The organism is Hyphomonas polymorpha PS728 (assembly GCF_000685315.1).
Lineage (GTDB): Bacteria > Pseudomonadota > Alphaproteobacteria > Caulobacterales > Hyphomonadaceae > Hyphomonas > Hyphomonas polymorpha.
Genome location: NZ_ARYM01000007.1, coordinates 111,603 through 126,029 on the forward strand (window position 1 = coordinate 111,603; position 14,427 = coordinate 126,029).

9 protein-coding genes are annotated in these 14,427 nt (G+C 61.9%); 2 read left to right on the top strand and 7 right to left on the bottom strand.

The window, feature by feature from the left end; genetic code table 11:
* Window positions 1-9: 9 nt before the first annotated feature.
* A complete protein-coding gene (locus HPO_RS07535) occupies window positions 10-2,517 on the top strand; it encodes a pyrroloquinoline quinone-dependent dehydrogenase (protein ID WP_035596492.1) in 2,508 nt (835 codons plus the stop codon).
* Window positions 2,518-2,551: 34 nt separating this feature from the next.
* Here HPO_RS07535 and HPO_RS07540 read toward each other — a convergent pair whose 3' ends face one another.
* From HPO_RS07540 to HPO_RS07575, 7 genes are all read right to left on the bottom strand, one after another.
* Window positions 2,552-2,821, bottom strand: a complete 270-nt coding sequence (locus tag HPO_RS07540; RefSeq protein ID WP_035596495.1) for a hypothetical protein — start codon at window positions 2,819-2,821, stop codon at window positions 2,552-2,554.
* Window positions 2,822-2,847: 26 nt separating this feature from the next.
* The gene (locus HPO_RS20480) at window positions 2,848-3,501 is read right to left on the bottom strand and encodes a DUF1989 domain-containing protein (RefSeq protein ID WP_157532720.1); all 654 of its coding nucleotides are present in this window, start codon (window positions 3,499-3,501) and stop codon (window positions 2,848-2,850) included.
* A 3-nt stretch (window positions 3,502-3,504) separates the two neighbouring features.
* Window positions 3,505-4,176 carry a guanitoxin biosynthesis heme-dependent pre-guanitoxin N-hydroxylase GntA gene (gene gntA, locus HPO_RS20485; protein ID WP_035596498.1) on the bottom strand — a complete coding sequence of 224 codons (672 nt, stop codon included), beginning with the start codon at window positions 4,174-4,176 and terminating at the stop codon, window positions 3,505-3,507.
* A 593-nt stretch (window positions 4,177-4,769) separates the two neighbouring features.
* Window positions 4,770-5,996, bottom strand: coding sequence for an efflux RND transporter periplasmic adaptor subunit (locus HPO_RS07560; protein WP_051612413.1), 1,227 nt, complete (start codon window positions 5,994-5,996; stop codon window positions 4,770-4,772).
* Between the two features lie 11 nt (window positions 5,997-6,007).
* Window positions 6,008-8,398, bottom strand: coding sequence for an ABC transporter permease (locus HPO_RS07565; RefSeq protein ID WP_051612414.1), 2,391 nt, complete (start codon window positions 8,396-8,398; stop codon window positions 6,008-6,010).
* Complete coding sequence (locus HPO_RS07570) at window positions 8,395-9,132, bottom strand: ABC transporter ATP-binding protein (protein ID WP_035596501.1); 738 nt, start codon at window positions 9,130-9,132, stop codon at window positions 8,395-8,397. Before HPO_RS07570 ends, HPO_RS07565 begins: the two co-directional genes overlap by 4 nt.
* Before the next feature lie 136 nt (window positions 9,133-9,268).
* Entirely contained in the window at window positions 9,269-11,998 is a 2,730-nt protein-coding gene (locus tag HPO_RS07575) for a cation-transporting P-type ATPase (protein WP_051612415.1), read from the bottom strand.
* Window positions 11,999-12,628: 630 nt separating this feature from the next.
* Between HPO_RS07575 and HPO_RS07580 the strand changes: the two genes are divergently transcribed.
* The gene (locus HPO_RS07580; RefSeq protein WP_157532723.1) at window positions 12,629-14,401 is read left to right on the top strand and encodes a hypothetical protein; all 1,773 of its coding nucleotides are present in this window, start codon (window positions 12,629-12,631) and stop codon (window positions 14,399-14,401) included.
* The last annotated feature ends 26 nt before the right edge of the window (window positions 14,402-14,427 follow it).

Here is a 14,427-nt window from a genome sequence, read left to right on the forward strand (position 1 = left end):
GACTGAGCGATGGCAGCAGGGGCCGCTACCGAACGCCGTGCCTGGCACCAGGCCTATCTCTTCTTTTCGACACTTGCGGGGGTGCTGGGCCTCGCCATGGCAGGGCTCGGTCTCTGGCTCGCCGTGCTTGGGGGCACGCTCTATTATCTTCTGGCGGGTCTGGTCCTGCTCGCCGCGACGGTCTTCAGCTGGCGTGGAGAGCATCGCATATCCCTTCTCCTTTACGCGGCCGGGTTTGCCGGAACTGTGGTCTGGTCTTTGATGGAAATCGCCGGAAAGGGCTGGTTACCAGCCTGGGGCATCGATCTGGCGGGACGCATCGGCCTGCTGGGTGGTCTGATCGCTGCTGTCGCCCTCAGCTACCTCATGTGGCGCATTCCTCCCGGCAAGCCACTTCGCCGGTTTGGCCTCTTTTCCCTGCTCGGCGCAGCCGTGGCGGTGGCCGCACTTGTGCTGATTTATTGGGAACGGGTCGAAGCGGCCGGCCCCGCGCGCCAGTTGGCCGTCGCGGACGGATCCCCCGGAAATTCACAGGCGGAAGCCGGGGCAGACTGGCGTGCTTATGGCGGCACAGCCGGCGGCCGGCGCTACTCGTCCCTGAACCAGATTTCCGTGACGAATGTGGCCGGGCTTGAAGAGGCATGGACCTTCCAGACAGGCGACCTCAATCCGAATGAGGGCCGTGTGTTCTATTCCTCTCAGAATACGCCGATCAAGGCCGAGGATTTTCTTTATATCTGTACACCAACAAACAAGGTCTTTGCTCTTGATCCGGGATCGGGCGAAGTGCGCTGGAGTTATGATCCCGGGGTTCCGCACACGTCCATGGAATCCCTTTTTTCAGCGGCCTGCCGCGCCGTTGCGTATCATGATGATGGCGAGCCGGCAGGCCGGCCCGAGGCAATCGACCACATGCCGGCGGTGGAAGGCGCCATCGGCGCCGTGCCCCGCGGCGGAAGCGAATGCCACCGGCGCATTTACGTCTCCACCGCCGACGGCCGCCTCATCGCGCTCGACGCTGTCGGAGGGTTCCTCTGCGAGGATTTTGGCGAGGGCGGAACAGTAGATATGACAGCGGGGATGGGCCTGCGCGCGCCTGGCTTTGCGTCCAATACATCGGGGGCAACGGTCGCTGGCGGGCTTCTGATCCTTGGCCAGCAGGTCAGCGATAATCAGCGGCGCGACGCCCCCTCGGGCGTGGTGCGCGCCTATGATGCCCGCACCGGAGAGCTTCGCTGGGCGTGGGACGCCCTGCGCCCCGATCCGCAGGCGCTGCTCGCCCCCGGCGAAATTTATCCGCGCGGCACACCGAACGTCTGGAACGTTATTTCAGCAGACGAATCCCTCGGGCTCGCCTTTCTAGCCACCGGCAACGCAGCGGCTGACCAGTGGGGCGGCAACCGTCTGGCAGAAGAAGACCGTGTCACGGATGCCGTCATCGCCGTCGATCTGGAAACAGGTGCCGAACGGTGGGTCTACTCAACGATTACACACGATCTGTGGGACTATGATCTGGGCGCCCAGCCGGTTCTCGTGGACGTGACCATTGAAGGGGTGGCGCGCCGGGCGATCCTGCAGGCGAGCAAAACAGGCAACCTGTTCCTGCTTGATGCTCTCACGGGCGAGCCATTGCGGCCTGTCGAGTCCCGGCCAACGCCCCAGGGCCCGCCCCCTGGCGACTGGGTCGCGCCAACCCAGCCCCAATCTGTCTTTTTCCCCAATATCGGAGGCGTTCCCGGGCGCGATCCCGAGCAGATCGATGCGCGGCACGCTTTCGGCCTCACACCGGTCGACGCCGCGCTGTGCCGGATCAGCTTTCACCGCCACCGCTATGAAGGGATGTTCACGCCGCCCACGCCCGAGGGCGAAGGCATGCTGCTCTTTCCCGGCACGGTGGGCGGACTCAACTGGGGCGGTGTGGGCTATGACCCTGACCGCCGGCTGATCATCGCCAATAATTCCCGCCTGCCAAATCGCGTTGTGCTCCATCCCCGCGATGAGGTCAGCGATCTGCCCGTGGGATCGGGGGGCGCCCGTCCCGACCAAGCCATTGCGCCCCATGCCGGCACGCCATTCGGTGTTACCCGGCCTATATGGTGGTCGCCATTGAAGGTCCCCTGCATCTCGCCGCCCTGGGGTTATATAACTGCAATCAGCCTTGATACAGGTGAGATCGTCTGGACACGGCCTTTGGGAACGGGCTTTGATACCGGCCCGCTGGGTATCCCCACCTTCCTCAAGATCCCCACAGGCACGCCCAATCTCGGCGGGCCGCTTGTCACCGCTGGCGGGCTGACCTTTATCGGAGCGGCGCAGGATAACTTCTTGCGGGCATTTGAAACGGAAACCGGCAAGCTCGTCTGGGAAGCGCGCCTGCCCGCAGGACCGCAGGCGGGCCCCATGACCTATGAGCATGAGGGCCGCCAGTACGTCGCGGTTTCGGCCACCGGCCATGCGCGGTTTGAGACGACGCCTGGCGACTATCTCAAGGTATACGCGCTTCCGGACGCCCGGTAGCTGACACCTTCAAGGGAGAGCGCTTAGCAGAAATTCAGAGCTTGTCTTCGCTAGGCGGCAGGATTGAAGAGCGCACGTCCCGCAGGATCGTCCGGATTTCTGCCGTGTAGCCAGCGGCGGCGGCAAAGGCATCCACCGGAACAGCGCCAGGATCCTCCTGCGCATCCTGAGGCGGAAACGGCTCCCACAGCTCGGCAACCAGCCGCGCGGCCTTGTCCGCCGGCAGTTCCTTTACCAGCCACATCAGCAGCCGGCGCTGGGCAGTGAGCCGCGCTTCCAATTCTTCCAAACCGATCGGTTTCATCGTCTGCGCTCCATTTCCTTGCGGCGCTATTGATCAGGCAGCCCATCGGCGAAAGTCGCCTGACGCGCTCCGCTTGCCGCATGAGGCAAGCCGGCAAAATCTGGCAACACATCATAATCTATGGGCTTATAGCGGAAATTGTTGGATTGCCCGGCGGAGCAACTGGTCAGCCCGACAATCATATCCATCCGGGCCCGGAAGACAATGGAGTTGCCCGGCCGGCTCAGCGGCGGCAGCACCCTGATCTCTCCACTGTCTCCGTCTACGGCAACATTCATGAAGCAGTTGAAGGCAATGGGAATCCGGTCCGGCGAAATCCCCCAGGGCTTCAGAACACGCTCCAGATTTTCCTGGCATCCGCCGGACGGAGACTCCTCACCATAGATGATGCGGAAGGTGTCTTTTGAGCATGGCGTCAGCGTGAAGTCGTGCCGGCCGACCTCATCGGCGACGATATCAAACATCTCGCGGCTTCTGTTTGAATAGAGGCGGTCTCCGGTAGTGAGATAAAGCCGGCTGGCATAATCCAGCGATCTGCCGGAAGATAAAAACTCCCCGGTATCAGCGGCGGCGAATGCCACCATGTCGCTGACCTGTTCCCCTTCCGGGTCGGTCACTTTCAGATATTGCCCCGCCTTGATCAGAAAGGCGGCGCCGGATTTTGGGGGAATGCGCTGCATGGTCTATACCTTTGGTTTGAAGGGGCAGGTCCAGTCATCTCCGACAAGACGCCCGGAATATTGGCGAGCCTCGGAAAGCTCCCCGAAGTCAGTCAGCATCGGATTCACAGACCCTGCACTGGCTTTCTCTCGCTCCCGGATAATCGATTTCATCTGATCAAAGCGTCCATCCGCCCGCAGACGATCAAACTGGTCGTGGGAATTGAACACCAGGGCGGGATGGCTGAACCGGCGGGCCGGCCGGGAGGCGCCGGGATGAAGACCGATTACGAAAAACGCCTCGCCACATACACTGACGGAGAAATGGGGCGAAGAGGGATCCGGTGAGGTTCCCTCCGCCCAAGGCGCTCCGGTGACAGCGTCCAGATTGTGCAGACACTGCAACCGGTTCCAGAGCGCCTTTTCGAAGGCGGCCTCGGACAATTTGTCCGGCCCTCTGAAGATCGCTGTGAAGGACTGTACAACCGGGCCGGTTTTGTCGAGTTTGCGAATGAAGCCGAGCAGATCTTCCCGCAACTCCACATCATCCGCCGGAGTAGTGATGTCTTCATAAAGGCCCACAACAAGCTCGTTTCGGGCCAGCGCGGATTTGGCGCCGACACAGGGAAAGCTGTCGGACCGGATGAATTCTGTAAGTTCGTCTTTATACTCGTTTGTGTCCGAAAGGGTTATCATGGCAAACCTGATCTGACTTTTACATTGGGTGCACAAAAACGCTGCAGCCCCAAAGAGGTTCCTGATGCTTATCAGACCAGACGATCCTTATCCTGATGAAGTATGAACAGCAGCGAGGGGCGGAGGGAACCATTCCTTCGGGTGTTCGTTGATGCGGAATGCCCAGCGCCTTTCGGCACGAAGGGCTCGTGACGCCCGCTCACCCGCTCAATTGGGATCCCGCTTCCGATCGGACCGCCGCTTCGGCCCTGAACTTTCTTCGCCCTGATCGGTAAGCGTGGGAAATTCCCCCTGGTTTTCGAGCGCCTCGATAGGCTCGGCTTCGGGCTCACTCAGGGATTGAGACAACGGAATGGTCCGGGCGTGGGGAGCTTGCTCAATTGCAACGAGTTGGGCGGCCTCTTCTTCAAAAGCCTCTGCGCCAGCGGCAGGCCGGCCAGCCTCTTCCCAAAGGTGCCGGGCCCTCTCGTGTATCTTTGCGCTTCGCTGTTGGGAACTTTGGGGCTTGGACATGGAGTCTCTCCTTCATGAGGTCCCTTTTGTACCCAAACTCCTGGTTCACCGGCGGGTTCCAGGGCTACGGATATATGTGCTTATTCGCTCTGGCTTTTGCGGGCGCGGATCGACTTCCCCGGCTCAATATCGCGGCCAGGATAGAGGATCACACGGTCACCCTCGGAAAGACCGGACGCCACAACGGCGTAACGCGTATCCTGAGGCCCGATAGCGACCGGGGTGAGCACAGCTTTGCCATTCTCCTCGCGGAAGACGGCCCAGCCGCTGCCCTGCCGCACAAGCGCGGCGACCGGCACGCGCAGCTCATCCCTGCCCGACCAGACAAGCGCGAACACCTCCATCCGGTAGCCATGGCCCAGACGCTGAACCTGCGGATCGGCGCCCGTACCGGAAAAATCGATGATCACATTGACGCGCTGCTCTTCAATGCCGAGGGCCGATACCTTACGGAAGCCAAACGGCTCCACCATCCGTACACGCCCCTCCAGAGGCGCCTCTCCGCCCCAGGCTTCGATACGCACAGGCGCGCCGGGAGCAATGCGCACGGCGTCGTCGGACAAATATTCGGCGACAATCTCAAGGCTGGCCGGGTCACCGATCTCCAGGATAGGCGCGCCTGCGGCGATGACCGCTTCACTTTCCTGCATGACCCGCAGCACCCTTCCCGTGACCGGCGCGCGGATGTCGATGACGTCGGCTGCTCGCTGCCCGTTGCGGGGCGGGGTGAGCCGCAACGCGGCGCCACTTCTCTCCGCCGCCGCACGGGTAACGCCGGCCGCCGCCGCATTGCGCCTGGTCTGCGACGCCTCCAGTTCGGCGCGCGCCCGGTCGAGCGCCGCCTGGGAAGAAATACCCCGGGCGAAAAGTGTTTCTGCGCGTTCTGCTTCCCGCCGGGCAAGCTCAAGCGCAGCTTCGGCTTCCGCCAGACCTGCTTCGGCCGCGCTGTAGGCTGCGGTCGATGCCCTGAGGGCGGCTTCTGCATCGCTCCGGCTGCGCGGGTCCAGCAATGCTGCCTCTCCTGGCAGGAGGACAGCAACAACTGCCCCGGCCTGCACGGTTTCGCCCACAGGATTTCCGATCCGGAGGAGGCGTCCGGCCTGGGGCGCGGAGACAAGATAGATATCGCGAACCCGCGTGCGCCCTTCCTCCCGAGCCTCGACATTGATCTCACCGCGCGAGATGTCGCTGAGCTGAACCTCCAGCGCGCGGGGCATGAAGGCAGAGACCAGCAGCAAGGCCAGAATGATCGCGGCACCGGCCCACAGATAATGCCGGAACACAAGTTGCGGGAGGCGGAAGGGCATTGGTGTCTCCATCACTGAAGGCCCTTGAGGGCTTCGACGAGGTCCAGCCGGTCGATCTGATGACGCACGAGCAGGCTCGACAGAGCCGCCGCGCCCAGGATGATGAGCGTGGCAAAAGCGTAGGTCGCGGGGTTGATGACGAAAGGCAGGCGGAACAGGTCCGAGGCCATGGTGTGTGAGAAGTACACCGACAATCCTGCCCCGGCGATCAGGCCCAAGGGAATGGCCGCAAGGGTCAGCAGCGCCACTTCGCCCAGCAGGATGTAGGAGACGGCGCCGCGCGAGAAACCCAGCACGCGCAAGGACGCCAGTTCCCGCTGACGCTCAATGAAGCTGATCCGCACAGTGTTGTAGACGACGCCCAGCGCAATGACGGCAGCGAAGATAACAAACACGCCGAGTGACACGCCGAGATTTTCGTCCATCAAGTCTGACAAACGGTCCCGCGCCTTATTCTGAAGGGTTACGCCGGTGACGAGCGGCGCGTCGCGAAGCTTGTTGTGGACTGCGGTTTCCTGTTCCGGATCCAGGCGAAGATAGAGCCCGGAGGCTAGCTGGCTTTCGCCCACAAGCCGGGCCAGATCGCCAGCTTCCATCTGGGCGCCTGACCCGAAATAGGTCTCCGCGATCGCAGAAACCGGCAGGGTCCGAACCGGGCGGCGCCCTTCCAGGACACTGATCCGAACCTCTTCGCCTGCCGATATGGAGAGGCGCGCGGCCAGATCAGACGAGAGGACAAGGCCGCCCGGCGGCGGTGTGACGGGGCGCCCCTGGGCGTCCAGAAGACGGGAGAGTTCAGCGCCCTCCACCACGCCCATAATCACAACCCGTTCGCTGCGCTGGGCGGCTTCCAGCTTGACCGGCACGGCCCTGAACGCCTCTGCCAGGGTCACCCCGGGGATACGGGCCACCTCCCGTTCCGCGCGGGCGTCCCGGGCTTCATTGAAGGTAACGGCCGCGTCGTAACGGTTGGCCTCGGCGAAATGGGCCGAGATCATGTAGTGCATGGCATCGGTCATGGTCATGACCGAAATCAGCAGCGCCAGCGAGGCGGTAACGCCGCTGACCGTCAGCGCGGCCCGGCCCGGCCAGCGCACGATCTGGCGCAGGATCATCCGGGTTTGCTGATCAATGAAGTCAAACTTTGTGATCAAGGTCCCGGCGCCGCGCGAAAAATCCGGTGGCGGGGGCGGGTTCATGGCCTCGGCGGGATTCAGCCGGGCGACACGGCGGACAGCGACGAGCCCGCCACCAATCACGGCGACCGCGGACACCGCGCAGACAATCACATAATCTGTCAGGCTGGCCCGGAAGATGAGATACGGAAAATCATAATAGCGGATATACATCGCGGTCAGCCGGTGACCAAACCAGGCGCCGAGCAGAATTCCCATCAGCGCCCCGATGCCGCCTATAATCATCAGCAGGCGGAAATAGTGCATCGTGACCTCAAGGTCACTGTAACCATATGCCTTCAGAAGCCCGATTGCGGGCCGCTGTATCTGAACCAGGCGAGAGACGACCACATAGACAAGGAAGGCGGCAACGGCGAGAAATACGGGCGGCACAACCCGCCCCAGTGTTCGCAGCTGGTCGATCTCGCTGGAGACGAACGCATCGGAAACCTGATCCTTGCGCCCATAGGCGCCCAGACCTCCATAGGGCGCAAGCAGCCGGTCCATCTCGGCAATCGCCGAAGCTTCCTGCGCAAGATCGCGCAGACGGAAAACGGCCTCAGTAAAGCTGCCACGGCGGTCTGTAAGCTGGGCCAGAGGAAGATGGCTCATCCAGAGCACGCCGAACTCGGCTTCATCCGGCACAAGCTGGCCCGGCGCGATGCTGTAGACATGTTCTGCCGACAGAACAAAGCCGGTGATCGTCAGACGAAACTTCGATCCTTGTACGATCACATCCAGACTGTCGCCTGGCGACAAACCGTTCGCGAGCGCAAACCCTTTCAGCACCGCCGCCTCGTTGCGGCGATGGGGATCCGGCAGCCGGCCGAGCTCCAGATACAACCTGTTGACCGATGCTTCCCGGCCTTCCGGCAGAGAGATCAGCTCTCCGGCAGCGAAACCGCTCTTGCCTGGCACCTCAATTCGCGCCGGCATGCGGATGCGGGCTTCAACCGCCTGGACCCCATCAATGGCGGCAAGGGCCGGGGCAATACGATCCGGGGCACGCACAACCGGCGCCCAGATATCCGCCATCAGCGATTGCTCGTAGTAGACACGCCGCGTTTCCTGCAGAGAGGTCATCAGGCCCGCTGACAGGAGCTGAATCGACACACCGCCGGCAATTACAAACGCAATCGCAAGCACCTGCATGCGGATGTTCCAGAGGTCGCGCAGCAGCTTACGATCAAGAATGCCAAGCCAGGCGGGCAGATGAACGAAGCTCACCAGGAAATCTCACCAGGCTCGATCCGCGTCCGGTTCTCTCTCACCTCCCGGACCAATCCATCAGAGAACTCGATCACCCTATGCGCCATTGCCGCGATACCGGCATTGTGTGTGATCAGCAGCGTCGTGGCGTTGAGATTTTCGTTCACCGTCTTGAGCGCTTCGAGCACGCGCACACCCGTCCGGGAGTCGAGCGCGCCCGTCGGTTCATCGCACAGCAGCACATTCGGCTGTTTGGCCACCGCCCGCGCGATGGCAACTCGCTGCTGTTCACCGCCCGAAAGCTGGGCTGGAAAATGGTTCGCCCTCTCTTCCAGCCCCACAAGCGCGAGCGCTTCGTGGGGCGGCATAGGATTCTCCGCGATTTCCGTTACCAGCGCCACATTTTCCCAGGCCGTCAGGCTCGGCATCAGATTGTAGAACTGGAACACGAAACCGACATGACGGCGCCTGTAATCCGTCAGCGCACGATCCGTCGCTTTTGAAATATCCTGCCCCCGGTAGAGGACCGTCCCCCCTGTCGGGCGGTCGAGGCCACCGATAATATTGAGAAACGTGGACTTCCCGCTGCCCGAGGCGCCGAGGACGACGACCAGTTCGCCCTTCGGAAGGTCAAGGTCAATTCCGCGGAGCGCATGGACCGCCGCCGCGCCGGCCCCATAGATGCGCCGAAGTCCGCGGACCTCGAAGCAACTGCCCGCATCAGGAAGGGCGGGGGCGATTGTGTGTGGCATGAAACCCTCGCTCCGGTTTCGGTGGGCGGCCTTTCATCCTGTTCATACTAGGACACAGGCCAGAGCGGCCCTAGGTAATACTCCCTAGGCGGGAAATCCCCCAAGAAAGAAGATAAGCTGTTTTGGCCCCGCGAACCTATGGCCCGGCAGCCTGCTGATGTCCGCCCGCCCGCAATTGGCCCGCGCGCAGCCGGATCTGTTTCTCCGTTTCGATAATTGCAAAGAAGGCTGCGCCCACAGCAATTATCACAGCGCCGTCGAAGAGGGAAACCGGCGCGGTGCCGAAAATCTCCTGCATCGCTGGAATGTAGGTAACGGCAAACTGCGCCGCAGTGACCGTCAGCACCGCGAACCAGACAAACCGAGCGCCCTTTACGGCAGCCCAGGTCAGTGACGTGCCGCATATGTTCCGTATAAAGAACAGATGGAATATCTCGAGTACAACGAGGGTGTTCAGCGCGATGGTACGCGCCACTTCGTTAGAATATCCCCGGTCCACCGCATAGATATACATGCCATAGACTGCCGCCAGGAACAGCATGGACACCAAAACGATATGCCAGACGAGCCCGCCGGTCAGCAGCGGTTCGTTGCGGGGGCGTGGCGGCCGGCTCATGGTGGATTTCTCGGTCGGTTCAAATGCGAGGGCAAGCCCAAGCGTCGTGGCCGTGATCAGGTTTATCCAGAGTATCTGGATCGGCGTCATCGGAAGAGCAAAGCCAAACACCAGCGCGACAAGGATCGTCGCAGCCTCGCCGGCATTGGTCGGCAGGGTCCAGCTGATCACCTTCTTGATATTGTCATAGACGGTGCGGCCTTCCTGAATGCCCGCAACGATGGAGGCGAAATTGTCGTCTGCCAGCACAAGATCGGCTGCCTCTTTGGCCGCTTCCGATCCCTTTCGTCCCATGGCGATGCCTGCATCTGCCCGTTTCAGTGCGGGCGCATCGTTCACGCCGTCGCCGGTCATGGCGACGCTGAGGCCGCGCGCTTGCAAGGCCGTTACGAGACGCAGCTTATGCTCCGGGCTGGTCCGGGCGAAAATGTTGGTGCGCTCGATCAACTCCTGCAGCTGAGCATCGCTGATCATGTCGAGATCAGCGCCGGTCAGCACCGTGTCCGGATTCAGCAAGCCGATCTGGCGTCCGATCGCGGCCGCTGTGCCAGCATGGTCGCCGGTGATCATCTTCACCGCGATGCCCGCCTTGTGACAGGAAGCAACCGCTTCAATCGCTTCGGCCCGCGGAGGATCAATCAGGCCCACCAGTCCGAGAAGAACGAGGCTTTCTCCCAGAACTGCGGGGGCAAAAACATCCGGCGCCGTATCGAGCCGCCGTTCTGCCAGCGCCAGCACCCGCATCCCCTGACCGGCTATGTCGCTGCCCACCTGTTGCCAGAACCTGGCATCGACCGGCTCAGCTGTTCCATTGGCAGCACGCTGATGGGTCGCCATCTCGACAATTCGTTCGGGCGCGCCCTTGACGCAGATCAGGGCGCCGCCACCGTCTGCCCGGTGAAGCGTTGCCATGTAACGTGTGGCAGAATCGAAAGGTATCTCGGCAATACGCGGCGAGATGGCCTCGGCAGCAGCCCGGTCAACTCCAAGCTTTCCGGCAAGCGCGATCAACGCGCCCTCCATCGGATCCCCCTCCACCTGCCAGTCGCCCTCCACCTCGACAAGGCTGGCGTCGTTACAGAGGGCAGCAACCCTGGAGAGAGCCTCCAGTGTGGACGGATCACCCCCCTCGACCTCGCCGCGCGGCGCGTAGCCTTCTCCGCCGATTTTCCAGGCGCCTGCAGAAGTGACGACAGCGCTGACCACCATTTCGTTCCGGGTCAGAGTGCCCGTCTTGTCCGTGCAGATGACCGAGACCGAGCCGACCGTCTCGATCGCGGGCAGCCGCCGGACAATCGCATTTCGCCGCGCCATTGCCTGCACGCCAACCGCCAGCGTGATCGTCAGCACTGCCGGCAAGCCTTCAGGAATGGCGGCCACTGCAAGGCTGACCACCGCCATGAACACGTCGATAAACGCGAAGTGATCGACGAAGTATCCAAAGATGAGCAGTACCAGCGATATCAGCAGGATCATGACCGTCAGCCAGCGCGCGAAACCGGCAATCTGAATCATCAGCGGGGTGCTCAGCGTCTGCACATCGCCCAGCAACCCGCTTATCCGTCCGATCTCGGTATTCTTTCCGGTTGCCGTGACGACGCCGCGCGCTGTGCCGGAGGCAACAAGCGTTCCACTGAACAGCATGGACTTCCGGTCGCCCAGCGGCACATCGGCAGCCACCGGCTCGATCTGCTTGCTCACCGGCAGAGATTCCCCGGTGAGAATCGCTTCCTGAACCTGAAGGTTGTTCGCTTGAATCACGCGCAGGTCAGCGGGCACCTTGTCGCCCGCTTCCAGCAATACAATGTCGCCCGGCACCAGCGCTTCGCCTTCCACCGTCAGCCTGTGCCCGCCGCGCAATACCGAAGCATGAGGCGAGAGCATGTTGCGGATCGCCGCCATCGCCTGTTCGGCGCGCCCTTCCTGAATGTAGCCGATCAGGGCGTTGACGATCACGACGGCAAGGATAACCGCCGTATCGATCCAATGCTGGAGCAGCGCCGTCACCAGTCCGGCGCCGATGAGGACATAGATCAGCACATTGTGGAAATGAGAAAGAAACCGGAGCACGGGATGGCGCCCTTTTGGAGCGGGCAACCGGTTCGGGCCGTACTTCTCCAAGCGGAGGGCGGCTTCTTCATCCGTTAGTCCCAGGACGGCATCGCCTTTTAAAGCTGCAAGGCTCTCTGAGGCAGGGGCGGCGTGATGCGCGGCTGCGCCAACGGTCTGTTCCAAGGACTGGCCGGTCATGGGAGCCTCCAAATTGCCTGCTATGCGCAAGCACGGGCCGCAATCTGTTCCCTTTGAACCGTAGCGAAATTGGCCCTTCGCGTCTTACGCTCTGCATGTGTCGCCAATATTCATGACGCCCCGGGGAGGAGCCCGCAAGTTCGGCTTTTACGTATTCGTTCAGGTCGCAGGCTGCCCGGCACTCACAGAACGGCTTTCGATGCAGATGCAGTTTAACTTCCGCAGACGCACAAATCCAGGTCTCGCCTCTCTGCCGAGCCGCGCAGAGCTTGAAGGCGGTTAGGTAGTTCTCCTAATGGGAAAACTGCGAAGCTGCTTCCAATAATTAACCATAAGGCGGAGACACAGGCGGACCAGAAGATGGGCGTGGGGGAAAATCAATCGAGCAATCCCAAGGGATGGGCAGTTGCCATGCTTCTTGCGTTTTCCGCTGTCGGCTGTGCATCAATGCCCGCTCCTTCAGAAACTGGCTTTGACCATTGGTCGGGCCTACAAGACTGTTTTCGCCGAGATGTGCAGCCGCAGCCTGGCACTGCAGAGCGCATGGCGCTGACCTGTTCCGGAAATCAGGCAGCAGCGGACCCCCGCAAAAGCGGCATTGATCGCGCGAGCGCCTATTTTAATGCGGCCTTGGCTTTCAATTTCCTTGCCGATCAGCAAGCCGATACCCTGGCCTGCGAGACAAGCAGCTGCACCCGTTTTGCCCTCGACCATATCGAGCGGTCTTTCATTCATCAGGAGGCACTCCCGCTTCCGGCTGCCAGCATGGCCGTTGCCGGGGCAGATCGGCGTTTTGATATCCGGCGCCGCCTGGTGCGCGCCGCGGCGCTGAGGGGATCGTCGGAAATGCTGGCCCCTGCCTGCGGCGCGCCGGAAGCGTGCCTCCTGTCCGCGAATGAAGCCCTCGGACCATATAATTGGGAGGGGCTGGCCGCCTCAGAGGACGGTGTTGTTTCCGCACTCGCCTGTCGCGCGCTCAGTCTCCGCTCTCAGGTGAATTTCCTCCGTGGTCCCGCGCAGGAACCCCTGGAGGTGACCGATCTGCGCCACATTGTTCAGCGTTGCCCGGACTTCTCCGCCGCAGCGCTAGAAAGGCTCGCACAGATCGCATTCGGAAGGGCAGAGCAACTGCGCGCGTCCATGCTGAACGCAGGCGGAACACCGCCGGGCAAAGCCGAGGCCATTTCCCTCGGAACGTCCGCCATGGCGAGCTATACGGATGCTCTACAATCTGATGACCTGAAACTGCCTGCCTATCGTAACATGGGCCTGGTCCATCTTAAGCTGGCCGAACTTGACCGGACCAGCGCCTCCTTTCATTTCGAGGCGGCCATAGACGCCTTTAACACAGCTCAGGCGCTGAGCCAGGCCGGGGGAGGCACAGACCACGCAGCCGATCTTGAGCGTCTGGGCGCGAGCTACCTGAGCCTTGCTGATGCCAGAGAGAAGATCACGCCGCTCGAAGAAGAAACGCTGATCAGCAGCGCCATTCGCGCTCTGGAAAAGGCAATCCTGCAGGCACCGGCATATAAGAGCTGGATCACGCTCGGCGGCGCCTATGCGCGCGCAGGCCGCGAAAAAGATGCAGAGGCGGCTTATCGCGCCGCGCTGGCCCTTGCGGGCACGGACAATGGCGAACAAGCGTCTCTATCGCTGGCACGCCTTCTGGAGAAAATGGGCAAACTCGGCGAGGCACTTGCCGCGCTGGAACCTCTGTATACGTCCGGAAAGGCTGGCCCTGGCCTGGAATATACGGTCGCGCGGTTGCGCTTCATCCGGGCAGACCATGCCGGCGCCCTTGAGGCACTTACGCGGGCTATCCCCTGGCTGCAAAGCCCTCTGGACGCCGAAGCGCACTATATGGCCGGTATCTCCGAATCCATCCTTCGCCGTCCCGGCTGGCAGTCCCGTATGCTTGCGCACGGTGACGCTGCGGCCCAGGCCAACAGCTTTGCGGTAAAGTACATCCGGCTCGATTGCCTTGCGCACATACTCAACGGCAGCAAGGATGTGAGAACCGCCGCGTCGCTTCAACGCTGCCCGTCAGGCACCACCCCCGAAAGATTCCTGCTCCGGGGCATGTATTTCCTGAAACAGGCCCAGCTTATGGATGTTTCCGCCTATAATGCGGCATCGCAGGATTATTGGAGAAGCGTTCTTCGTCTTGCCGAGGAATCCTTCCGGGCCGGCCAGCAGGCGGCGAAAGCACAGCCCGGCGCCAGCACCAAGGTCTGGTTCGACGATCTGCAGCGCGAGGTCAATGTCGAAGACATGCTCGCAAGCGGCCTGACCGTTATCAGCCGGTGCCGCCGGGAAGTCACGATCCCACCGGAGTCCGGCACATGGACCGGACTGGACTCCTTCTTCGGTCACTATGGAGTCCTCAAATGCTCCGCATCTTGATTATCCGGCCCGGCATTTCCTCCTCC